Below are 21,053 nucleotides of genomic sequence, written 5' to 3' on the forward strand. Positions count from 1 at the left end.
ATTGGCTACAAAACTTTGCGGTATTTCAACCAAACGGGACTTGAGTTTTTGACCGTACTGCCGATAACTAATACATCAAGTTTAAATGGATGCTTCCACCATGTTTACACCCGTAAGTGCCCGCGCAGCCTCCGCTTACAAACGTGTGGGCGCCCAAACCAGCATCGAAGGCGCAAGCCCCCACCAGGTGATTTGCCTGCTGTTTGAAGCTCTGTTGCAATCCCTGCATTCCGCCCGTGGCTCCCTGGCCCGTGGTGACATCGATGGCAAGGGCCAGTCGATTGGCAAGGCGGTGCGTATTTTGGAAGAAGGCCTGAAGGCCGCACTGGACGTGGAGTCTGGCGGTGATTTGGCCGTGAACTTGCGCGGTGTGTACAACTACAGCATTCTGCGGTTGACCACAGCGAATTTGAAGAACGACATTACTTTGATTGAAGAGGTGACGCAGTTGATCGTGCCCGTATTCGATGCCTGGAAAAGCATCCCTGTGCCCCCCGTCGGCAATGCCTAAGCCACCTCATTCACACGTACACCTTGCCGGACCCAGACCATGTCGCAAATTTTGATTGACTACTACAAAGCCATCGAGGACAGCAGCCACAAAATGTTGAAGGCTGCCCAGATGGAAGACTGGGACGAAGTCGTACGCTTTGAGGGTGCCTGCGCCGTGCTGATCGAGCAACTGCGCCACCAGTCCATGGCCGACCAACTGACTCCCGAGAACAAGACCGAGAAAGCCCGCATCATGCAACGCATCCTGCGCAACGATGCCCAGATCCGCTGCCTGACCGAGCCTTGGATCCATCAGTTTGAGCAAATTTTAGAGCGCAAGCCCCAGTTGCTACATTGATATCAAATTGATAGCTTCTAGCGTATGTAGCATATGCGCTAGAGGCCAATTTGATACATAAAAAGCCCCGCTAGGGGCTTTTTTGCATTGGGATGCCATCGCCCACGGCACCCAAAAATTTGCTATGTATTAAATAGCGGCTTGCGTAGGTTATACATGCGCGAACGACCTAAAAGCCATATCACTAGTCAACTAGACAAGCCTTCGTGAACAGTGCGGATCTGGCTCCGCCAGTCCGCTGCTGTTGCCCCCTGTAAGGGGGTTGGCGAAAAGCGCTTGCGCTGTAGCCTGGGGGTGTACCTACACTTGCATATTCATGATGTCGCTATACGCCTGCACCATGCGGTTGCGCACATGCAGCGTGGCCTGAAAGCCGATCTGGGCTTTCTGGATGGCCACCATGGTTTCTTCCAGACTCACGTTCGGGTTCTCCATCTGCACTTCATTTTGCAGCTGGGTGGCGTTGTTTTGTGCCGCACTCACCTCGGCCAGAGCGCCTTTGAGTGCGCTGGAGAAACCGGCGCTTTTTGCCTCCGAAGTGGGGGCGGTAGGCGTGCGCTGCACCATGCCCGTGCGGGTGGGCACGCTGGTCGATACGGGGGCTAAGCGGAGATCCATGACAGTTCCCTCCAGGGGATGGATACGAATGCGCCAATCGTAGTGGGGTGCAGTCGGTGTATGGTGCTGAAAAGGCAGTCAAAACCCCGGCTTATCAGGCCGATGGTTTAGCGGCTTGCCCGAATAATCAAGCCCATAAACGTGAATCAACTTTCATGGCTCGGGGTGCTCTGCACGCAAGTCCATGCAAGTTAGTGGAGCAAGCTCGCGCCATACCGATCCGGAAAGCATGATGTCTGCAGTCGCCGAAATACCCGCACCGACCCTCTCGCCATTGACGCAAAGACTGGCCAATCTGAACCGTCCGCAGCGTATGCGTTTGGGCGCGGGTGTCGCTTTGTTGGTGGTTGGGGCCTTGGTGGCCGTGCTGCTGGGGCGGCAGCCTGACTACAAGGTGCTCTACACCAACCTGGCCGACAAAGACGGTGGTGCCATCGTGGCCCAGCTGTCCCAGATGAATGTGCCCTACAAGTACACCGAGGGCGGGGGTGCCATCATGGTGCCCGCCGAGAAAGTACACGATACCCGCTTGCGTCTGGCCTCCCTGGGTCTGCCCAAGGGCTCGGTGGTCGGCTTCGAGCTGATGGAGGCCAACCGCTTCGGCATGACGCAGTTTCAGGAGCGGCTCGCTTTCCAGCGCGGCTTGGAGGGCGAATTGACCCGCTCGATCCAGGCCTTGTCGTCGGTGTCCAGCGCCCGGGTGCACCTGGCCCTGCCCAGCCAGAATGGATTTTTCAGAGAACAGCAAAAGCCCTCGGCGTCGATCCTGGTGAGCCTGCAGCCCGGCCAGTCGCTGGACCGCACGCAACTGGCGGGCATCGTGCACCTGGTCGCATCCAGCGTGCCCGAGCTGCTGCCCAGCGCCGTCAGCGTGCTGGACGATACCGGTAAGCTGCTGTCCCAGTCACCCGACGGCACGGGCGGGGCCGATGCCGAGCAACTCCAGTACGTGCAACGCATCGAGCAGCAGTACAGCCGCCGTATCCTGGACATGCTGGAGCCCATCGTGGGCCGCCAGAACGTCAAGGCCCAAGTCACGGCCGAGGTTGATTTCTCGCAAACCGAATCTACTGCCGAATCGCACCGGCCCAATCTGGCCTCTGATGCCAGCGCCGTACGCAGCCAGCAAGTGGTAGAAACTGGCGGCGGTGCCCAGGGAACGCCTTTGCCCAGCGGCATCCCTGGTGCTACCACCAACCAGCCACCGGCTTCGGCCACCGCGCCCGTCAATGGCCCTGCCGTGGCCTTGACAGCCGCCGGATCGGCCAACGCCGCGGCGGCTGCCGCTGGCCCGGCAGCCGGTGCCAAACGTGAATCGGTGACCAATTACGAAGTGGACAAGACTGTGCGGGTGGTGCGTGGCGGTTCGGGTTCCATCAAACGGCTGAGCGCCGCCGTGGTGGTAAACCACGCCGTGTCTGCCGACGAAAAAGGCCAGCCCACCACCAAAGCGCTGAGCGAGCAGCAAATCGAGCAAATGACCGCCCTGGTGCGCGAGTCCATCGGCTTTAACAAAGACCGGGGCGACTCGGTCAACCTGATGAACGCACCGTTTCTGGTGGACGTGCCGGTGGTGGACAACACCCCGCTGTGGAAGCAGCCCGCAACCCTGGAGATGGCGCGCAGCCTGGCTTGGCCGGTGGGGACCTTGCTGCTGGCCGCGATTGTGATCCTGGGCCTGGTGCGCCCCGGCCTGAAGGCCATGGCCGAACCGAAATCGGGTATTGCGGGTACCGTAGCGCTGGGTCCGGACGGCAAGCCGCTGCTGGGTCCGGATGGGCGGCCTCTGATAGTGGGTCCTGACGGGAAGCCGATGGCGATGGGTATGGACGGACAGCCGTTGGCACTGGGTATGGGGCCACTGGGCGGGCCGCTGGATGCCTTGGTGGCAGGCGATACGCCGCGCGGCACCATCATTGGCGCCGATGGCATCCAAATTCTGGCTCCCACCGACCACCAATTACGGCTGGAAGATGCGCGCCAACTGGCCCGCACCAACTCCACCGCTGTGGCCAATATCGTGAAAAACTGGATCAACGGAGAAGACTGAGGCAACCCCATGGACGAACAAGGTCTTACCGACGCCGCTATTTTTCTGATGTCTCTGGGGGAAGAAGAGGCCGCCGAGGTCTTTAAACACCTTTCACCCAAGGAAGTTCAAAAGCTGGGCGAAACCATCGCCAAAACCAAGGTGGTGACCCGTGAAAAGGTGGACCAGGTGCTGGTGCGCTTCACCACTGCTGCTGCGGCCCAGAGCTTGCTGGTCAACGACACGGCCGACTATGTCAAGGCGGTGCTGCGCCGGGCGTTGGGCGACGACAAGGCCTCGCTGCTGATCGACCGCATTTTGCTCGGCGGCGACGTGTCGGGTATCGAAAGCCTGAAGTGGATGGACCCGCTGTCGGTGGCCGAGTTGCTGCGCAACGAGCATCCGCAAATCGTGGCGGCCATTCTGGTCCACCTGGACTACGAGCAGTCGGCTGCGGTGCTCAAGCAACTGACCGAACGCCAGCGCAACGAGGTGCTGCTGCGGGTCGCCACACTAGAGGGTATCCAGCCCACGGCCTTGAAGGACTTGAATGAAGTGCTGTTCAAGGTGCTGGCCGGTGGCGACAAGATCCGTAAGTCTTCGCTGGGCGGGGTCAAGGCGGCTGCCGAGATCATCAACTTGCTGGGGGCCAACATCGAGGGCACGGTCATCGAATCCATCAAGGGCTTTGACTCCGACCTGGCGCAGAAGATTGTGGACAAAATGTTCGTCTTCGACGACGTGGCCAAGCTGGACAACAAATCCATCCAGATGGTGCTCAAAGAGGTGGCCTCCGAGACCCTGGTGGTGGCCCTGAAAGGCGCTTCGCCCGAGCTCAAGGAGAAAATCCTGGCCAATATGTCCAGCCGTGCAGCCGAATCCATGCGCGAGGACCTGGAGTCGCGCGGCCCGATGCGCCTGTCCGAAGTCGAAGCGCAGCAAAAAGAAGTGCTCAAAATTGTGCGCCGCCTGGTAGACGAAGGCCAGGTGGTGCTGGGCGGTGGAGGTGACGATGGTTTTGTCTAATACCCGCAGTTCCTCCCGCGCCCATTCGCGCTTCATCCGCAGTGAAGAGTTGGGCGAGGTGTCGGAGTGGCGGTTTGGCGCGGTCGGCCCAGTGGTGCCGGTGGTGCTGGAGCTGTTGCCAGAACCCGAGCTGGAGCCCGAAGAGCCCGAGCAGGTGCGGCTGGACCGCGCCTGGGCAGATGGCCACGCCGCTGGTTTGACCCAGGGACTGGCCGAAGCCACCCTGGAAGGCAACCAAAAACTCGATGCATTTGTGCAGGGGCAGGGCGTAGAGACAGCGCACAACCTGGCTGAACTGCTCAGCGCCATGCAAGCGCGCCTGGCCCAGGTAGAGCAAGACATGGCCCAGCAGGTACTGGCCCTGGCCTGCGGGCTGGCGCGCCAAATCGTGCGCCGCGAACTGATGGTGGACACCGCCGCTGTGGAGCCGGTTATCCGCGAAGCGCTGGGCATGCTGGTAATGGACGGCAAAGCCGCTGTCATCAAACTGCACCCGGACGATTGGGAGGTGCTGCAGGCCCCACTGAAAGAGGCCTTCCCATCGCCGGCCCTGACCTGGATGCCCGATGCCGCTGTAGAGCGCGGCGGCTGCATGGTGGAATCGGGCGGCACGGTGATTGATGGCACGCTGTCCAAGCGCTGGGAGCGGGCCGTGGCCAATCTGGGACTGGTCTCGGCCTGGACGGATGCGGACGATGGCAACTGAACGTCCCCAGGACGCACAGGTTTGGTCGCAATTCATAGCCGATGCGCAGCAGCGCGTCGATAGCGGCAGCACCCTGGAAGCGCGGGGCACATTGACCCGCTTGGCGGGGTTGGTGCTGGAGGCCGTGGGTATCCGCACGCCGGTGGGCTCGCAATGCCATGTGAGCATGCCTGGGCGGCCGTCGGTGCTGGTCGAGGTGGTAGGTTTTTCGAACGACCGCGCTTATCTGATGCCCGCGGGCGATGTGCACGGCCTGAGCAGCGGTGCCAGTGTGGTGCCTGCTGCGCCTTTTATTTCGGTTCCCCGGCTCGGCGATGTACCGCGCGACCCTGCGGCTTTTGCCGTGGGCGTGCTGCGCCTGCCCTTGGGCGACGGCTTGCTGGGCCGGGTGGTGGACGCGCAGGGCGCGCCGCTGGACCACGGCGGCCCGATCCGTGATGTGGTGGCTGCCCCGTTGGACCGCAGCCCCATCAACGCGATGGACCGTGACCCGGTACGCGAGCCACTGGACACCGGCGTGCGCGCCATCAATGGCATGCTCACCGTCGGGCGTGGTCAGCGTATTGGCCTGTTTGCGGGCTCGGGTGTGGGCAAAAGCGTGCTGTTGGGCATGATGGCCCGCTACACCCAGGCCGACGTGATCGTGGTCGGCTTGATCGGCGAGCGGGGCCGTGAAGTCAAAGAATTTGTCGAAGATATTTTGGGGGCCGATGGCCGTGCCCGCTCGGTGGTGGTGGCCGCCCCGGCCGATGCGCCCCCGTTGCTGCGCCTGCAAGGTGCCGCGTATGCCACTGCGGTGGCCGAGTACTTTCGGGACAAAGGCCAGCATGTGCTGCTGCTGATGGATTCGCTGACCCGCTTTGCCATGGCCCAGCGTGAAATCGCCCTGGCGATTGGCGAGCCCCCGGCCACCAAGGGCTACCCGCCATCGTGCTTTGCCAAGCTGCCCCAACTGGTGGAACGCAGCGGCAATGGCCTTAACGGTGTGGGTTCGATCACCGCGTTCTACACGGTGCTGACCGAAGGCGACGACCAGCAAGACCCGATTGCCGATGCCGCCCGGGCGATTCTGGACGGCCACATCGTGCTGTCGCGCTCCCTGGCCGAGGCGGGCCACTTCCCGGCCATCGACATCGAGCAATCGGCCTCGCGGGTGATGCACAACGTAGTCAGTCCGGCGCATTTCGAAGCGGCCCGGCGTTTTCGCATGGTTAACTCGCGCTACCAGAAGGGCCGCGACCTGGTGCAGATCGGTGCCTATGCCGCAGGCTCCGACCCCGGGTTGGACGAAGCCATCCGCCTCAGTGGTGGTATGGCTGCGTTTTTGCAGCAGGGCATGTATGAGGCATCTCCGTTGACACGCAGCCTGGCCGAGATGGAGCAGAGTATTTCCAAAGCAGCAGGTGCACGATGACTAACTGGCTGACTGACTGGACACGGCCATGTCTCTGCTGAAAACCCTGGCGGTGGCCGTGGATGTGGCCAGCCTGAAGCGCGACGCAGCCAGCCGAGCAGTGGGCCAGGCGCAGCAAAAATACATTGCCGCCCACGACCAACTCACCCAGCTGGAAACCTACGCGTCGGAGACCGAGACGCGCTGGATGACGCAGGCCCAAACCTGCGCCGTGCCCGAGTTGATGCGCCACCACTACCAGTTCATGGAGCGCCTGGCGCAGGCCATCCAGATGCAACTGGGCATCTTGGGGGACAACGCCCGCTGGGTAGAGGCTGCAAAAAAGCAGCTCACCGAGGCAGAAATCCGGGTGGCCACCCTGAAGCAGGTGTGCCGCAACAAACAAGTGGAAGCCGACCGGCTGCAAAACCGCCGTGAACAGAAGCAAATCGACGAATTTGCCGCGCAGCGGTTTGGAAAATCGATAGACCAACAATTTGGTGAGGACTCCCATGGCCATTGAATCCGTTCCAGTCGCACTGGTGCCCACCAAAGCAGCCCCGCCGGTGTCGTCCGCCTCACAAGGCAATAGCAAACCCACGGCCGATGGCAAAGCCGTCGACAAAGATAGCCAGGAATTCCGCAACCTGCTGGAGGGCCTGGATACCGACGAGGATGTGCCCGCCGATGGTGCCGTGCCATCGAAGGATGCAGACCCGATAGACGGCGGGGTGGGTCGCAAGAAGCTGCTCAATACCGGCAAGCTCCAGGCGGGCAGTACCAATCCCGGTGCCACCGATGCCGCGAGCTGGATGGCGGCTTACCTGCCACCCGTGCCGGTTCCCTTGGCGGCGCCTGTTGTGGCGGTATCGGTGTCCGGTACGTCAGATGCCATGAATGTGCTGCAAGGTCCCGGCTCTTTAGCGGCATTGAAGGCCGATGCTGCCGGTGTGGCGGGCTCCGCTGCGGTGGCGACCAATGCAGCTCTGCCGACCGTGCTGCCCGATGCGCGAACCCAGTCGGTCAATCTGGCCAACTATGCCTCGGTTTTTGAGCAAATCCAGAGCCGGTTGGCGGCTGGTGGCACCGGTGGGCAAGATGCGACGGGATCGGGCTCCAAAGGCTCGGCCAAACCCGTGTTGGGCACGGCGACCGCGGATACACGTGCCGACCACATGGCCACGATGGCCAGTGGAGGTCTGTGGGTTATGCCCGTCACGGAAGCGGCGGCCTTGCAGGCGGCCACCGATGCAGCCGCAGCCTTGAAGCTGGCCGTTCGCGAGACAGGGGACAAGCGCGAGGGCTTGGTGGCCGACAAAGTGCCCGAGGGCGGCGTGGGCCACAACCACTTCACCCCCACCGTACATTTCGAGAGCGCTGCTGCCAGCGTGGACACCAGCCAGCCCGCTCCCGAGGCGGCCGTGGCCGACCAGGTCAGCTACTGGATATCGCAGGGTATCCAGAACGCCGAGTTGACCTTTGACGGGGCTGATGCCCAGCCGGTGCAGGTCAGTATCAGTTTGTCGGGCAACGAGGCGCATGTGGAGTTTCGGACTGACCAACCCGAAGCCCGCGACCTGCTGACCGGTGCTGCATCGCATTTGAAGGACCTGTTGCACAGCGAGGGCATGGTGCTGTCGGGCCTGTCGGTAGGCTCTTCGGGGGCCGGGGGTACGAATGCGCGGGAGCGGCGGGCACCCTCGGAGGGGCGGCAAAACACGGCCAGGTCGGCGCCAGAAGTTGCCGCTGTGCGCCCCACGGCACCCCAGCGGTCTACAGGCCGGGCGGTCGATCTATTCGTGTAGGCCACCGAGGCACGCGAATGCGGCGGTTTTGCACCGCTTATCTGGCTATTATCCGAAGCGTCTGGATGAATAATCCACGCACAAGCTTTGAGTTGATGGCGAATGTGGGCTGCATCAGGCCCCACCCCGGAAGGAATTATTGTGTCTGCACCTGCTGCCGCTGAAGCGTCTGCCCCCCCCAAGGCCAAGGGTAAAAAAATGCTCGTCATCATCATGGCAGTTGTTTTGCTGCTGGTGCTGGGTGGTGCGGGCTGGTTCTTTTTCCTGCGACATCCGGCCACCGAAGACGGCGAAGAGGCGGCACCCGCAGCCCACTCATCGGCCAAGCCCACCACGCCTCCCGTATTTCTGCCTATGGATAATATGGTGGTCAATCTGGCGGATGCCGGAGGCGAAAAATTTGCCCAGGTGGGTATCACCATTGGTGTCGTGGACCAACACACCTCGGATGCCGTCAAAGCCCACTTGCCTACTATTCGCAGCGCGGTGCTGCTATTGATTTCGCAGCGCACCTCGGAAGAACTGCTGACCAAGGAAGGCAAAGAGAAGCTGGCCCATGAAATTTTGCGAGATGTTTCTGCGCCTTTAGGCTACGAGGTGGAGGATGCCGATGTGGAAGAGGATCCTGCACCCAAAAAGAAGGCCAAAAAGAAGCCCGCGGCGGCTGCCAGTCCGATCGTGAGCGTGCTGTTTTCCAGCTTCATCATCCAATGACACACCACCATGGAGTAACTTCATGAGTGAATCATTCCTATCCCAAGAGGAAGTGGATGCCCTGCTCGAAGGCGTCACGGGCGAAAGCCAAAAAACGGTGGAAACCGTTTTCGAGACCGGGGAAATCCGTAACTACGATATCTCCAGCCAGGAAAAGATTGTCCGAGGCCGCATGCCGACCATGGAGATCGTTAACGAGCGCTTCGCCCGTAACTTCCGAATCGGCTTGTTCAACTTCATCCGACGTAGCCCCGAAATCTCGGTGGGGACGGTGCAGGTACAGCGCTACAGCGCCTTTTTGCGCGAGCTGGCGGTGCCCACCAATTTCAACATCATGGCCATCCGCCCGTTGCGCGGCAGTGGGCTGATCGTTTGTGAGCCCTCGTTGGTGTTTGGGGTGATCGACACCTTGTACGGCGGCGTAGGCAAGTTCCAGACCCGCATCGAAGGGCGCGAGTTTTCCATGACCGAGCAGCGGGTGATCAACCGCATGGTCGATGTAATTTGCACCGAATACAAAAAGGCCTGGCACGGCATTTACCCGCTGGAACTGGACTACCAGCGTTCCGAGATGCAGCCCCAGTTTGCAAACATCGCCACGCCCAGCGAAATCGTGGTGTCCACGGTGTTCCAGCTGGAGATTGGCGACATCACCGGCGCTATCCACATATGCATGCCGTACGCCACCCTGGAGCCGATCCGGGATGTGCTGTATTCCAGCACCCAGGGCGATTCGGTCGAGGTGGACCGCCGCTGGATCACCTTGCTGAGCCGCGAAATACAGTCTGCCGAGGTCACACTGGTGGCCGAACTGGCCCGGGCCGATGCCACGGTAGAGCAGCTTTTGAGTATGAAACCAGGCGACTTCATTGAGCTGGAGCGCGAGCCGCGCATCCGGGCCTCGATTGGAGGCGTGCCGATATTTGATTGCCAGTACGGAACCCACAATTCCAAGTATGCGATCCGCATTGAAGAATGCCTGCGCAAAGAAGACGGCAATTTCCAGGGAGAAATGAATGGCAACGGATAAAAAGACAGAAGACGAAGAAGACCCGATGGCCGCCTGGGCCGAGGCCCTGGAAGAGCAAAAAGTAGCCGAAGCCAAACCCGAGGACACCAGCCAGGGCGGTCCCCTGTTTGGCAGTGGCCCCATGTCCAAGGACAAAGACGGTGGCTCGCAAGACATCAACATGGTGCTGGACATCCCGGTCACCCTGTCGGTGGAGCTGGGCCGTACCAAAGTGCCGATCAAATACATCCTGCAACTGGCGCAGGGCTCGGTGGTGGAGCTGGATGCGCTGGCGGGCGAGCCGATGGACGTGCTGATCAACGGCTATCTGATCGCCCAGGGCGAGGTGGTGGTGGTGAATGACAAGTTCGGTATCCGCCTGACCGATGTGGTCACGCCGTCCGAACGGCTGAAACGCCTCAGCAAAGGCTGATCCGCCATGATGGGGCAGACCTTGCTGGTGGTGGTGCTGTTTGTGGCCGTGATGGCCATGCTGCCGTTGGCCATTAAATGGATACAGCGCCGCGCCCAGGGAGGTGGGGCGGCTACGTCTGGCAACGCCCGCGTGGTGTCTGCCGTGGGCGTGGGGCCGCACCAGCGCGTGGTGACGGTCGAGGTTGGCCCTGAAGGCGCGCGGACCTGGCTGGTGCTGGGCGTGACCGGGCAGTCGATTACCTGTCTGCACACTGCACCCATTCCTGCTGTGTCTGCTACCCCTTCTTATGCCGCTGTGGCGGCCAAGCTGCAAGATGGGACTTCGCATGTTTAAACGGTTTCGCTGGTGGCTGCCTGCTGTGGTGGGCGTGGTGCATGCCCCGGTGTTTGCGCAGGCGGCGGGAACTTTGCCGCTGCTGATTGGCGCGGGCGGGCAAGGCGTGAGCTACTCGGTGCCGATCCAGACGCTGCTGTTCTTTACCGCGTTGTCGTTTTTACCGGCGATTTTGCTGATGATGACGGGCTTTACCCGCATCGTCATTGTGTTGTCTTTGCTACGCCAGGCGCTGGGCACGCAGTCGGCACCGCCGAACCAGATCGTGATCGGCCTGTCGCTATTCTTGACCTTTTTTGTCATGGGCCCCACCTTTGACCGGGTTTATAAAGAAGCCTACGCCCCTTACACCGCCAACACCATCAGTTTTGAGCAGGCGCTGGAGAAGGGCGAGGCCCCGGTACGCCAGTTCATGCTCAAACAAACCCGCCAATCCGACTTTGCGCTGTTTGCCAAGCTGGCCCGGTTGGAGCCCAGCGTGACGGCTGAGACCGCTCCGCTGCGGGTGCTGGTGCCTGCATTTGTGACCAGCGAGCTGAAGTCGGCGTTTCAGATCGGCTTCATGATCTTCATCCCCTTTCTGGTGATCGACATTGTGGTGGCCAGCGTGCTGATGTCGCTGGGCATGATGATGCTGTCGCCGGTGCTGGTGGCGCTGCCGTTCAAGTTGATGCTGTTTGTGCTGGCCGACGGCTGGAACCTGCTCATTGGTTCGCTGGCCGCCAGCTTCGTCCAGTAGCAGGGGGGCAACATGAACTCGCAAATGGTATTGACCGTGGGGCAAGAGGCCATGTGGCTGCTGCTGCTGGTGTCGGCTCCTATTCTGGTTAGCGTGCTGGTGGTGGGCTTGCTGGTGAGCATCTTCCAGGCCATTACCCAGATCCACGAGGCGACCCTGTCCTTTGTGCCCAAACTGATTGCCTGCATGCTGGTGTTTGCGCTGGCCGGGCCGTGGATGCTGGCGACGCTGGTGGACTACATCCGTCGCACCATCGAATCCATTCCCACCCTGGTTCTTTAGCGACAGCCTGCCTCGGTGTTTACCTTTACCGAAGCCCAACTGGCCGGGTGGCTATCGCCCATCCTCTGGCCGTTCTTGCGGGTGCTGGCCATGTTCAGTGTGGCGCCGGTGTTCTCGCTCAAATCCATCCCCCAGCGGGCCAAGATCGGCCTGGCCTTTTTTGTGGCCCTGGCCGCCCAGGCCAGTTTGGTTAACCAGCCCCAGATCAGCATGAATAGCCCGCAGGCGCTGGGCGCGGTCATCCAGCAGGTGGGGGTGGGCATGTCCATCGGCTTTGCGGTACGGCTGGTGTTTGCCTCGGTGGAGCTGGCGGGCGAGCTGGTGGGCCTGCAGATGGGGCTGAACTTCGCCTCTTTTTTCGACCCCGGTAGCAACACCCAGGTCAGCGCGGTGGCGCGCTTTCTGGGTCACATGTCGATGCTGTTGTTTGTGGTGATGAACGGGCATCTGATCGTGCTGATGGCCGTGGTCAAAAGCTTTGACAGCTTTCCGGTGGATGGCAACTTTCTGGAGGTGCTGGCCCAGGTCAAGCTGTACACGCTGGGGGCCCAACTATTTGCCAGCGCACTGTGGATGGCCCTGCCCATGGTGGCCATGCTGCTGTTTGTCAACTTGACGATGGGTGTGATTTCCCGCGTGGCACCGCAGATGAATATCTACGCGATTGGCTTCCCCGTCACCTTGACCATGGGCCTGGTCGGGATGACCGTGACCCTGCCGATGCTGGACCAGCCGGTGATGGCGCTGATGGCGCGGGCGATAGATTTGTTCGCAGCCCAGCGCTAGCATTTTTACGATAATTTTCAAGTATAAAATCAAGCTCTGGCGCATATTTAGTATGCGCTAGAAGCTATTGTTTTTATACTAAATTATTACGAATGGCGTACACCGTGAGTTCTGCGTTGTTGGCCAGTTTGAGCTTTTCCAGTACCCGGGTGCGGTAGACGCTGACGGTTTTGGGGCTGAGCAGCAGCTCTTCGGCAATGTCAGACAGGCGTTTGCCGGAGGCAATTTTCAGCAGAGTCTGCATTTCGCGCTCCGACAAGGCGGCGTGTGGCACTTCTAGCACCGGCTTGGACAGGCTTTCCACCAACATTTGCGCCACCTCAGGGGTCACGTATTTGCGCCCCTGCATCACGGTGCGCACGGCCAGCACCAGTTCTTCAGGGTCGCCCGCCTTATTCAAATAACCCTGCGCCCCGGCGCGCAGACAGCGGATGGCGTACTGGTCCTCGGGGAACATCGACACCACCAGAACCTTGATGGGCGAATCCGCTTCGCGCAGGCTGGACAGCACTTCCATGCCACCCCGCCCGGGCATGCTCAGGTCCAGCACCAGCACGTCGCAGGCAGCGCTGCGCAGCAGTTCGCGCACTTCGGCATAGCCCGAGGCCTCGCCGGTGACCTGGATGTCCACCGCTTCCGTCAGCATGTCGCGGATGCCGCGCCGCACCATGGCGTGGTCGTCGCATAAAACTACATGGATCATGGGGCGCTTTCGGTCATGGTGGCCTCTGTGGAGGTGTCGGGCAACAGCGGCACCGACAAAATGATAGAGGTGCCCACCCCACCCCGGTTGCTGATGTCCAGCCAACCATCGACGGTTTTGGCCCGTTCGTGCAGGCCACGCAGCCCAAAGGCCTTGGGTTTGTCCAGCATGGTTTTGTGTAAACCACGCCCATTGTCGGTAACTTCCAGCGTCAATACGCCTTCGCCGTCGGTCAGCTCGATGCTTACCGCGCTGCATTCTGCGTGTTTGGAGATATTGGTCAAAGCCTCTTGTGCCGTGCGGTAGGCCACAAGCTGGATGGCTTTGTTGACGCTGAACTGCTCCAAGGTGGCGTGGAAGCTGGTGGCAATGCCGGTGCGCTTCTGAAAGCTCTGCGCGAGCCATTGCACGGCGGCGGTCAGTCCCTGGTCCAGAATCGGCGGGCGCAAGTCCATCATGATGCGCTGACTGGCCCCCAAAGCGTGCTGCAGCATCTCTAGCGCCGAGCCCAGATGTTTGACCGACGGCACATCTTTATGGTGGCGTGCCAGCCAGGCCAGGTCTAGCTTGACGGCGGCCAGCGAGCCGCCAATATCGTCGTGCACCTCGCGGGCAATGGCGGCGCGCTCTTGTTCGATCGAGCTTTGCAGGTGCTCGGCCAGTTCGGCCAGGCGGCGTTCGGACGCAGCCAGTTCGGCATCCGCGCGCTCTTTGGCCTGGCGGACATCGCGCACTTCAATGGCGCGGGCAATCACATGCGCCAGCTTGTTGATGTCGTCCTTGAGCAGGTAGTCGCTAAAACCCAGCCGGATGGCATCCACGGCCGCAGCTTCGCCGATGGCGCCCGACAGCAGCACGAAGGGCGGCTGCTGCGCCTGCCGTTGCAGGGCTTGCCAGGCATCGATGGCCGTAAAACCCGGTAGCCGGTAGTCTGCCAAAATCAAATCAAACGGCGTGCTGCCGGTAAGTTGGGTAAACGCAGCCAGCGTTTCGACCCGCTGCAGGGTACATACTAGGCCTTGTTTACGGAGCGCCCGCACAACAATCTGGTGGTCAATGGCCGAGTCCTCCAGGTGCAGGATCTGGATGGCTTTGGCCTCGGGCCAGGGCCAGGGGTTCATGCGCACTCCTGGAGCGGGAAGGCGTGAGCTACATAAACATCAGATATCAGCATGGTGGGCGTGCGGGTGCAGAGGGATTGCGGTTGAATTCGCAGATTTTTCGTAACAGGATGTGAAATAGAATTAACATTCACGCAAACGAGGCAATTTGTCTAAGGCTTTCCTGCAGCAACGGAGAATACATGCAAACAGAGCCAACCCTTCCGACAGGACCGGTAGTGCAACTGCCGGTGATGTTGGTCGCTGAGTTGCAGGATTCGCTCATGGTGGTGATGCACGATTTGAGCCGACTGGAAAGCCTGCTCAGCCACACCATGGACAACCTGATGGCCCGCTTCAACAGTGTAAATCTGGGGCTCCAGGCGGTAAACCTGCCCAATGTGTCTGCCATGGACGATGTGCGCAGTGATTTGCGTGCCGCCGTCACTGAGCTGCAATTCCAGGACATGGCTTCGCAATTGATCGTGCACACCACCTTGATGCTGCAGGCCTGCGCATTCCGTCTGGCATCGGAAACCATGGGACAGGACGAGGGTGAAGAGCCCGCCCCGTATGCGACGATGGTGCCTGACCGCCCCAACCCGGTGACCCAGAGCGAAATGGACGCTGGTTCCATTGAGCTTTTCTGACATGCCGACCCCCTCTATTCACGCGCATTCTCATCTTTAGCTGGAGTTTTTCATGCATTCGATTCTTGCCGTTGACGACTCACCTTCGATGCGAAAGATGGTGTCCTTCACGTTGACTGGAGCGGGCTACCAGGTCATTGAAGCGGTGGACGGACAGGATGCTTTCGAGAAGGCCCAGTCGCATTCCATCGACTTGGTGCTGGTAGACCAAAACATGCCGCGGCTGGATGGCATTGGCCTGACGCGTTTACTGCGCGATCACCCCAAGTACAAGACCACCCCCATTCTTATTTTGACCACCGAGTCCAGTGACCAGATGAAGCAGGCGGGGCGCAGTGCCGGTGCCACGGGCTGGCTGGTGAAACCTTTCGATCCTGCCCGGTTGATTGAGGTGATCCAGAAAGTCATCCGCTAGACCACCACACCGCTGATTGCAAGAAAAACAGGAGGCCGAATGGCTGAAATGCAAACCGACAATTCGAGTTCAGGCGCAGACTTTGACCTGACCCAGTTCTACCAAATCTTCTTTGAAGAGGCGGGCGAAAACCTGGACCAGATGGAGCAAATGTTGCTGGACCTGGACTTGGCCGATACCGACGACGAAGAGCTCAACGGTATCTTCCGCTGCGCCCACTCGATCAAGGGCGGAGCTGCTACCTTCGGGTTTTCCGATGTGGCTGAACTGACACACCAAATGGAGTCGCTGCTGGACCGGCTGCGCCGCCATGAGCTAAAGTTGATTCCACCTATGGTCGATGCACTGCTGGAGTCGGCCGATGCCTCGCGCAGCCTATTGGCGCGCCACCAGGCGGGTGGTGAGGGCGAGGCCATCAACACCTCCGCCCTGGTCAAACGCATCAGTGTGCTGGCCTCGGGTGAAGTGCCTGCGGCGGCTCCGGTTGCTGCCCTAGCCCCGGCCCCGGTGGTCGCTGCTGCGCCGATTGCGGCACCCGTGAAAAAGAACCCCGGTGCGCGCTCGCTGGTGATCCACATCGGTCCCCTGGAAAAACCCGAACAGGCAGATGCGGTGAAAGAGCTGTTCCGTGACATTCCGGGCTTGGGTACGGTGACCACCATGCCCAGCGAAAGCGCGGACACCCGCGTATTTGCGGTAGAAACCACTTCTACCAATGACGACCTGCTGGACTTGTTTGTGTTCCACGTGTCCAAGGACGTGGTGCAGATCCGTGATCTGGATGCCGAGGCTGCCCCTGCCGTGGCCGTAGAAGTCGCTGCACCTGAGCCGGTGGTGGTGGTGGCCGCCGCCGCGGTGTCGGCGGAGGAGGAGTACGGTTTCTTCGCCGGATCGCCAGGTCATCCTGGCGAGCAGCCGGTGCCTACCCCCGCTGTAGTGGCCGCCAAAGCCGAGAAAGCCGCGGGCCAAACTCCACTGGAAGCTACCACCATCCGGGTGGATATCAAAAAGGTCGATCAACTGATCAATCTGGTGGGTGAACTGGTCATCACCCAGGCCATGCTGGCACAAAACAGCCAGGGGCTGGAGCCTGCCATGCACCAGCAGTTGTTTGCCGGCTTGGCCGATTTAGACCGCAACACCCGTGACCTGCAAGAGTCAGTGATGTCGATCCGCATGATCCCCATGTCCATCGTGTTCAGCCGTTTCCCACGCATGCTGCGCGACCTGGCTAACCGCCTGGGCAAAAAGGTGGATTTCGTGACCCAGGGCGAGTCCACCGAGCTGGACAAAGGCTTGGTCGAAAAAATTACCGACCCGTTGACCCACTTGGTGCGTAATAGTTGCGACCACGGCATCGAGATGCCCGAGGACCGCATCGCCGCGGGTAAGCCGGAAAACGGCACCATCACCCTGTCGGCCGCGCACCAAGGCGGCTCCATCGTGATTGAGGTGCGCGACGACGGCAAAGGTATGTCACGCGAAAAAATCCTGCGCAAAGCCCGTGAACGCGGCCTGGACGTAAGTGATGCCATGAGCGATGCCGAAGTCTGGCAGTTGATTTTTGCGCCCGGCTTCTCTACCGCCGACGTAGTGACCGATGTGTCTGGACGGGGCGTGGGCATGGACGTGGTGAAGCGCAATATTGCGTCGCTCAACGGTACGGTCGATATCGAATCGGTCGAAGGCCTGGGCATGAAGGTTTCGGTGCGCTTGCCATTGACCTTGGCCATCATGGACGGTATGTCGGTCAGCGTCGGCAACGAGGTCTACATCCTGCCGTTGTCTTCGGTAGTCGAGTCCTTCCAGGTGAATGACGAATCCGTCAGCACCGTGGCTCAGGGTTCACAGCTGGTCAAGGTGCGCGAGGAATACATGCCGGTGATTGCACTGGAAAAGATATTCCAGGTGCCGATTGCCGATGCCGAAAAAGCCAACAACATCATGGTCGTGGTCGAGTCCGAAGGCAGCCGCGTAGCCTTGCTAGTCAACGAGCTGTTAGGCCAACACCAGGTAGTGGTGAAAAACCTGGAATCGAATTACCGCAAAGTGTCTAACGTGTCGGGTGCCACCATCATGGGTGACGGCAAGGTGGCATTGATTCTGGATATTGGCGCGCTGGTGCGCCGCTCGCGGCATTGACCGGCGGGTATTTGCAGTTCACATGATTTGACGACGAAGGAGATGGTTATGGGTGCAATGGAACGTTCGGGGGCTTTGACCACCGCTGCCAGAGAGTATTTGACCTTCCGGCTGAGCCAGGAAGAATACGGAATCGATATTTTGAAGGTGCAGGAAATTCGCGGCTACGAGCCACCGACCCGTATTGCCAACGCCCCGACCTTTATCAAAGGCGTGGTGAATCTGCGCGGCACGATCGTGCCGATCGTGGATATGCGCCTTAAGTTCAATTGCTCTGAAGCCGAGTACAACAGCTTCACGGTGGTCATCATCCTGAATCTGCGCACCCGCATCGTCGGCATTGTGGTGGATTCGGTGAGTGACGTGCTTGAGCTGCAACCCGAGAGCGTCAAAGCCGCCCCCGATATCGACAGCGTGGTGGACAACAGCTGCATTCTGGGTCTGGGCTCGGTTAGCGACCGGATGCTGATTCTGCTGGACATTGAGCGCTTGATGTCCGGGGCCGATATGGGCCTGTCTGCCGACTGAGCCACACGTTCCCATGCGCCCATCTCCTGCCGCAACCAGCACTGGCCCTGTTTTGGAAGGCCGCGAGTTTGTCTGGACCGATGCCGACTTTGAGCGCGTCCAGTCGCTTATCTACAAGCATGCAGGTATCAAGCTGCACGACGGCAAGCACGCCATGGTCTATAGCCGTCTGTCCCGGCGGCTGCGCGACACGGGGCACAACAGTTTTCGCGATTACCTGGGCTGGCTGGAGCACTCCACCGATGGGCCGGAATGGCAAGAGTTTGTGAATGCGCTCACCACCAACCTCACAGCCTTTTTCCGTGAGCAGCACCATTTTGAAATTTTGGCTTCGCTGTTCAAGTCCAAACCGGCCAGCACGCCATGGAACGTGTGGTGCAGTGCCTCGTCCACCGGTGAAGAACCGTACTCCATTGTGATGACGGCGCTGGAGAACTTAGGCCAGAGCCCGTCTTTCAAGCTCACTGCCAGCGACATCGATTCCAAAGTGCTGGCATCCGCGGCCCAGGGTATTTACCGGCTGGAAAACCTCAAGGGGCTTGACCAGGGCCGGATGCAAAAGTTCTTGCTGCGCGGCAAGGGAGACAACGCCGGTCTGGTGCGTATCAAGCCTGAGCTGCGCCGCATGATCGACTTCATTAGTGTCAACCTGATCCGCGATGACTGGCCGTTTCGTGAGCATTTCGACGTCGTGTTTTGCCGCAATGTGATGATCTACTTTGACGCAGCCACCCAACGGGCGGTGCTGGAGCGCATTCACCGGGTGATGAAGCCTGGTGCCACGCTGTTTGTCGGCCATGCGGAGAATTTCAGCGAATCGCGCGATTTATTCATCTTGCGGGGAAAGACCAGCTATGAACGTTGTTAGTCCCGCCCTTCGCAAGCCGCTCGGCTTCAGCGTGCGTCTTTAAAAACTATGGACATCCCCAGAACCACAGGCCCCTCGCTTTCCCAGCGCATGGCGGCGGGCGAGTTCCCTATCGGTGCCGATGCCGACCGCCGACGCGCTTCCCGGGTCGGCATGCTCCCGGCCGGGCGACCGGCCAGCGAGCGCAACAGCACGATTGAAGAGCTTAAAGCACGGCCACGCAAACCGGGTGAAGCCTCGTTTTTCTATCCTGACCACCACTTTCAGTACAACGCCGTGAAAGTGCTGCCGGGCGAATACTTTGTGTCGGACGAAAACCTGGTCATCATGACGGTGCTGGGCTCTTGTATTGCCGCCTGCCTCTGGGACACGCGGGCGCAGATCGGTGGCATGAACCATTTCATGCTGCCGGATGGTGAGGATGGCATTGGTGCGGGCCGCTACGGTTCGTACGCCATGGAGCTGCTGATCAACGAAATGCTGAAAAACGGAGCACGCCGTGAAACCATGCAGGCTAAGATTTTTGGTGGCGGCCAGGTCATGTCCAACTTCACCACTATGAACGTGGGCGAGCGCAACACCCAGTTTGTGATTGATTATTTGCAAACCGAGCGCATCCCGCTGCTGTCGCAAGACGTGCTGGACATCTATCCCCGCAAGGTGTGTTTTTTCCCGATTACCGGTAAAGCCATGGTCAAGCGGCTGGCGCACGCCCATCCCGACCAGGCTGTCAGCGAGCGGCGTGGCAATGTGGCTACGGTGGTGCAATCTACGTCCGGTGGTTCCGTCGATTTGTTTTAGATGAGTGTTGTGATGAAGAAGATCCGTGTATTGGTGGTGGACGACTCGGCGCTGGTGCGCAGCCTCCTGACCGAAATCATCAACCGCCAGCCTGACATGGAGTGCATCGGTGCGGCCAATGATCCGTTGATCGCCCGCGAAATGATCCGCGATCTGGACCCGGACGTCATCACTTTGGATGTGGAAATGCCGCGTATGGACGGCATCGACTTTTTGGGCCGCCTCATGCGATTGCGCCCGATGCCGGTGGTGATGATCTCCACTATGACCGCGCAGGGGGCCGAAGTCACGTTGCGGGCTTTGGAGCTGGGTGCGGTGGACTTTGTGGCCAAGCCCCGCATCGGCCTGGCCAATGGTCTGCGCGATCTGGCCTCTGAAATCGTCGATAAGGTGCGTGTGGCGGCCGTGGCCAAGTTCCGCCGCCCTTTGCTGCCTGCGGTGTCGGCACCCGGCACCGCAGTGCTGCCACCGGCTTCGGCCGCACGCTCCACTAACGCCCTGATCGGGCGCCTGTCGACCGAGAAGATGATCTGCATCGGCGCTTCCACTGGCGGCACCGAGGCCATTAAGGAAATTCTGGTCTGCATGCCGGCCGACTCGCCCGCCATCGTCATCACCCAGCACATGCCGCCAGGCTTTACCACCAGCTTTGCCGCACGCTTAAACAGCCTGTGTCAGATCACGGTCAAAGAAGCCGCACATGGTGAACGCATCCTGCCCGGCCACGCCTACATCGCGCCAGGTGGCAAGCAGTTCCGCATCAACCGCAGCGGGGCTAATTACGTGGCAGTGGTGGAAGATGCCGAGCTGGTAAACCGCCACCGTCCGTCAGTGGAGGTGTTGTTTTTGTCCTGCGCCGAGATGGTGGGCCGTAACGCCTACGGCATCATGCTCACCGGCATGGGCAACGACGGGGCCCGCGCTATGCGCGAAATGCATGATAAAGGTAGCTACAACTACGTACAGGACGAAGCCAGTTGCGTGGTTTTCGGCATGCCGCGCGAAGCGATTGCCCACGGTGCGGCCGATGAGGTGTTGCCGCTGGACAAAATCGCCCCCGCCTTGCTGGCCAAGCTGGGTGCCAGTGGCGATCGATTGCACAACCGAATTTGAGCATGAA

At 60.3% G+C, this 21,053-nt stretch carries 25 protein-coding genes; 22 read left to right on the forward strand and 3 right to left on the reverse strand.

Annotation, left to right across the window (positions count from 1 at the left end):
- The first annotated feature begins 100 nt into the window (after window positions 1-100).
- Entirely contained in the window at window positions 101-511 is a 411-nt protein-coding gene (gene fliS, locus AC097L_RS04220) for a flagellar export chaperone FliS (protein ID WP_479584918.1), read from the forward strand.
- 39 nt (window positions 512-550) lie between these two features.
- The gene (locus AC097L_RS04225) at window positions 551-850 is read left to right on the forward strand and encodes a flagellar protein FliT (RefSeq protein ID WP_479584919.1); all 300 of its coding nucleotides are present in this window, start codon (window positions 551-553) and stop codon (window positions 848-850) included.
- 300 nt (window positions 851-1,150) lie between these two features.
- On the opposite strand, the gene fliE is transcribed toward AC097L_RS04225, so the two are convergent.
- Window positions 1,151-1,417 (reverse strand): flagellar hook-basal body complex protein FliE, encoded by a 267-nt coding sequence (fliE, locus tag AC097L_RS04230; protein ID WP_479584952.1) that lies wholly within the window; start codon window positions 1,415-1,417, stop codon window positions 1,151-1,153.
- Window positions 1,418-1,700: 283 nt separating this feature from the next.
- Between fliE and fliF the strand changes: the two genes are divergently transcribed.
- From fliF to fliR, 13 genes are all read left to right on the forward strand, one after another.
- Complete coding sequence (fliF, locus tag AC097L_RS04235) at window positions 1,701-3,518, forward strand: flagellar basal-body MS-ring/collar protein FliF (RefSeq protein ID WP_479584920.1); 1,818 nt, start codon at window positions 1,701-1,703, stop codon at window positions 3,516-3,518.
- Between the two features lie 9 nt (window positions 3,519-3,527).
- Window positions 3,528-4,523: a flagellar motor switch protein FliG gene (gene fliG / locus AC097L_RS04240; RefSeq protein ID WP_479584921.1), complete on the forward strand. Its 996-nt coding sequence runs from the start codon at window positions 3,528-3,530 to the stop codon at window positions 4,521-4,523.
- Window positions 4,510-5,229, forward strand: a complete 720-nt coding sequence (locus AC097L_RS04245; protein ID WP_479584922.1) for a FliH/SctL family protein — start codon at window positions 4,510-4,512, stop codon at window positions 5,227-5,229. The genes fliG and AC097L_RS04245 overlap by 14 nt, the downstream gene beginning before the upstream one ends.
- Window positions 5,219-6,643, forward strand: coding sequence for a flagellar protein export ATPase FliI (gene fliI / locus AC097L_RS04250; RefSeq protein WP_479584923.1), 1,425 nt, complete (start codon window positions 5,219-5,221; stop codon window positions 6,641-6,643). The genes AC097L_RS04245 and fliI overlap by 11 nt, the downstream gene beginning before the upstream one ends.
- Before the next feature lie 28 nt (window positions 6,644-6,671).
- Entirely contained in the window at window positions 6,672-7,145 is a 474-nt protein-coding gene (gene fliJ, locus AC097L_RS04255) for a flagellar export protein FliJ (RefSeq protein ID WP_479584924.1), read from the forward strand.
- Window positions 7,135-8,427 (forward strand): flagellar hook-length control protein FliK, encoded by a 1,293-nt coding sequence (locus tag AC097L_RS04260; protein ID WP_479584925.1) that lies wholly within the window; start codon window positions 7,135-7,137, stop codon window positions 8,425-8,427. The genes fliJ and AC097L_RS04260 overlap by 11 nt, the downstream gene beginning before the upstream one ends.
- Window positions 8,428-8,568: 141 nt before the next feature.
- The gene (locus AC097L_RS04265) at window positions 8,569-9,141 is read left to right on the forward strand and encodes a flagellar basal body-associated FliL family protein (protein WP_479584926.1); all 573 of its coding nucleotides are present in this window, start codon (window positions 8,569-8,571) and stop codon (window positions 9,139-9,141) included.
- Between the two features lie 22 nt (window positions 9,142-9,163).
- Window positions 9,164-10,171, forward strand: coding sequence for a flagellar motor switch protein FliM (fliM, locus tag AC097L_RS04270; protein ID WP_479584927.1), 1,008 nt, complete (start codon window positions 9,164-9,166; stop codon window positions 10,169-10,171).
- Window positions 10,158-10,583: a flagellar motor switch protein FliN gene (gene fliN / locus AC097L_RS04275; protein ID WP_479584928.1), complete on the forward strand. Its 426-nt coding sequence runs from the start codon at window positions 10,158-10,160 to the stop codon at window positions 10,581-10,583. The genes fliM and fliN overlap by 14 nt, the downstream gene beginning before the upstream one ends.
- A 6-nt stretch (window positions 10,584-10,589) precedes the next feature.
- Window positions 10,590-10,919 carry a FliO/MopB family protein gene (locus AC097L_RS04280; protein WP_479584929.1) on the forward strand — a complete coding sequence of 110 codons (330 nt, stop codon included), beginning with the start codon at window positions 10,590-10,592 and terminating at the stop codon, window positions 10,917-10,919.
- Window positions 10,912-11,658, forward strand: coding sequence for a flagellar type III secretion system pore protein FliP (gene fliP, locus AC097L_RS04285; protein ID WP_479584930.1), 747 nt, complete (start codon window positions 10,912-10,914; stop codon window positions 11,656-11,658). The genes AC097L_RS04280 and fliP overlap by 8 nt, the downstream gene beginning before the upstream one ends.
- Before the next feature lie 12 nt (window positions 11,659-11,670).
- On the forward strand, window positions 11,671-11,940 hold the full coding sequence (fliQ, locus tag AC097L_RS04290) for a flagellar biosynthesis protein FliQ (protein ID WP_295954421.1): 270 nt from the start codon (window positions 11,671-11,673) through the stop codon (window positions 11,938-11,940).
- Window positions 11,941-11,955: 15 nt separating this feature from the next.
- Window positions 11,956-12,726 carry a flagellar biosynthetic protein FliR gene (gene fliR, locus AC097L_RS04295; protein WP_479584931.1) on the forward strand — a complete coding sequence of 257 codons (771 nt, stop codon included), beginning with the start codon at window positions 11,956-11,958 and terminating at the stop codon, window positions 12,724-12,726.
- Window positions 12,727-12,799: 73 nt separating this feature from the next.
- Here fliR and AC097L_RS04300 read toward each other — a convergent pair whose 3' ends face one another.
- A complete protein-coding gene (locus AC097L_RS04300; RefSeq protein ID WP_479584932.1) occupies window positions 12,800-13,429 on the reverse strand; it encodes a response regulator in 630 nt (209 codons plus the stop codon).
- Window positions 13,426-14,550, reverse strand: coding sequence for a sensor histidine kinase (locus AC097L_RS04305; RefSeq protein WP_479584933.1), 1,125 nt, complete (start codon window positions 14,548-14,550; stop codon window positions 13,426-13,428). The genes AC097L_RS04300 and AC097L_RS04305 overlap by 4 nt, the downstream gene beginning before the upstream one ends.
- 182 nt (window positions 14,551-14,732) lie before the next feature.
- Between AC097L_RS04305 and AC097L_RS04310 the strand changes: the two genes are divergently transcribed.
- The 7 genes from AC097L_RS04310 to AC097L_RS04340 all read left to right on the forward strand — a co-directional run bounded on the left by AC097L_RS04310 (window position 14,733) and on the right by AC097L_RS04340 (window position 21,046).
- Window positions 14,733-15,179 carry a hypothetical protein gene (locus AC097L_RS04310; protein ID WP_479584934.1) on the forward strand — a complete coding sequence of 149 codons (447 nt, stop codon included), beginning with the start codon at window positions 14,733-14,735 and terminating at the stop codon, window positions 15,177-15,179.
- Between the two features lie 52 nt (window positions 15,180-15,231).
- A complete protein-coding gene (locus AC097L_RS04315; protein WP_479584935.1) occupies window positions 15,232-15,594 on the forward strand; it encodes a response regulator in 363 nt (120 codons plus the stop codon).
- A 39-nt stretch (window positions 15,595-15,633) separates the two neighbouring features.
- Window positions 15,634-17,736: a chemotaxis protein CheW gene (locus AC097L_RS04320; RefSeq protein ID WP_479584936.1), complete on the forward strand. Its 2,103-nt coding sequence runs from the start codon at window positions 15,634-15,636 to the stop codon at window positions 17,734-17,736.
- 48 nt (window positions 17,737-17,784) lie between these two features.
- The gene (locus AC097L_RS04325) at window positions 17,785-18,264 is read left to right on the forward strand and encodes a chemotaxis protein CheW (RefSeq protein ID WP_479584937.1); all 480 of its coding nucleotides are present in this window, start codon (window positions 17,785-17,787) and stop codon (window positions 18,262-18,264) included.
- Window positions 18,265-18,277: 13 nt separating this feature from the next.
- A complete protein-coding gene (locus AC097L_RS04330; protein ID WP_479584938.1) occupies window positions 18,278-19,132 on the forward strand; it encodes a CheR family methyltransferase in 855 nt (284 codons plus the stop codon).
- A gap of 153 nt (window positions 19,133-19,285) precedes the next feature.
- On the forward strand, window positions 19,286-19,933 hold the full coding sequence (cheD, locus tag AC097L_RS04335; RefSeq protein ID WP_479584953.1) for a chemoreceptor glutamine deamidase CheD: 648 nt from the start codon (window positions 19,286-19,288) through the stop codon (window positions 19,931-19,933).
- A gap of 9 nt (window positions 19,934-19,942) precedes the next feature.
- Entirely contained in the window at window positions 19,943-21,046 is a 1,104-nt protein-coding gene (locus tag AC097L_RS04340; RefSeq protein WP_479584954.1) for a protein-glutamate methylesterase/protein-glutamine glutaminase, read from the forward strand.
- The last annotated feature ends 7 nt before the right edge of the window (window positions 21,047-21,053 follow it).

Source organism: Rhodoferax sp. RT5P35 (genome assembly GCF_056521385.1).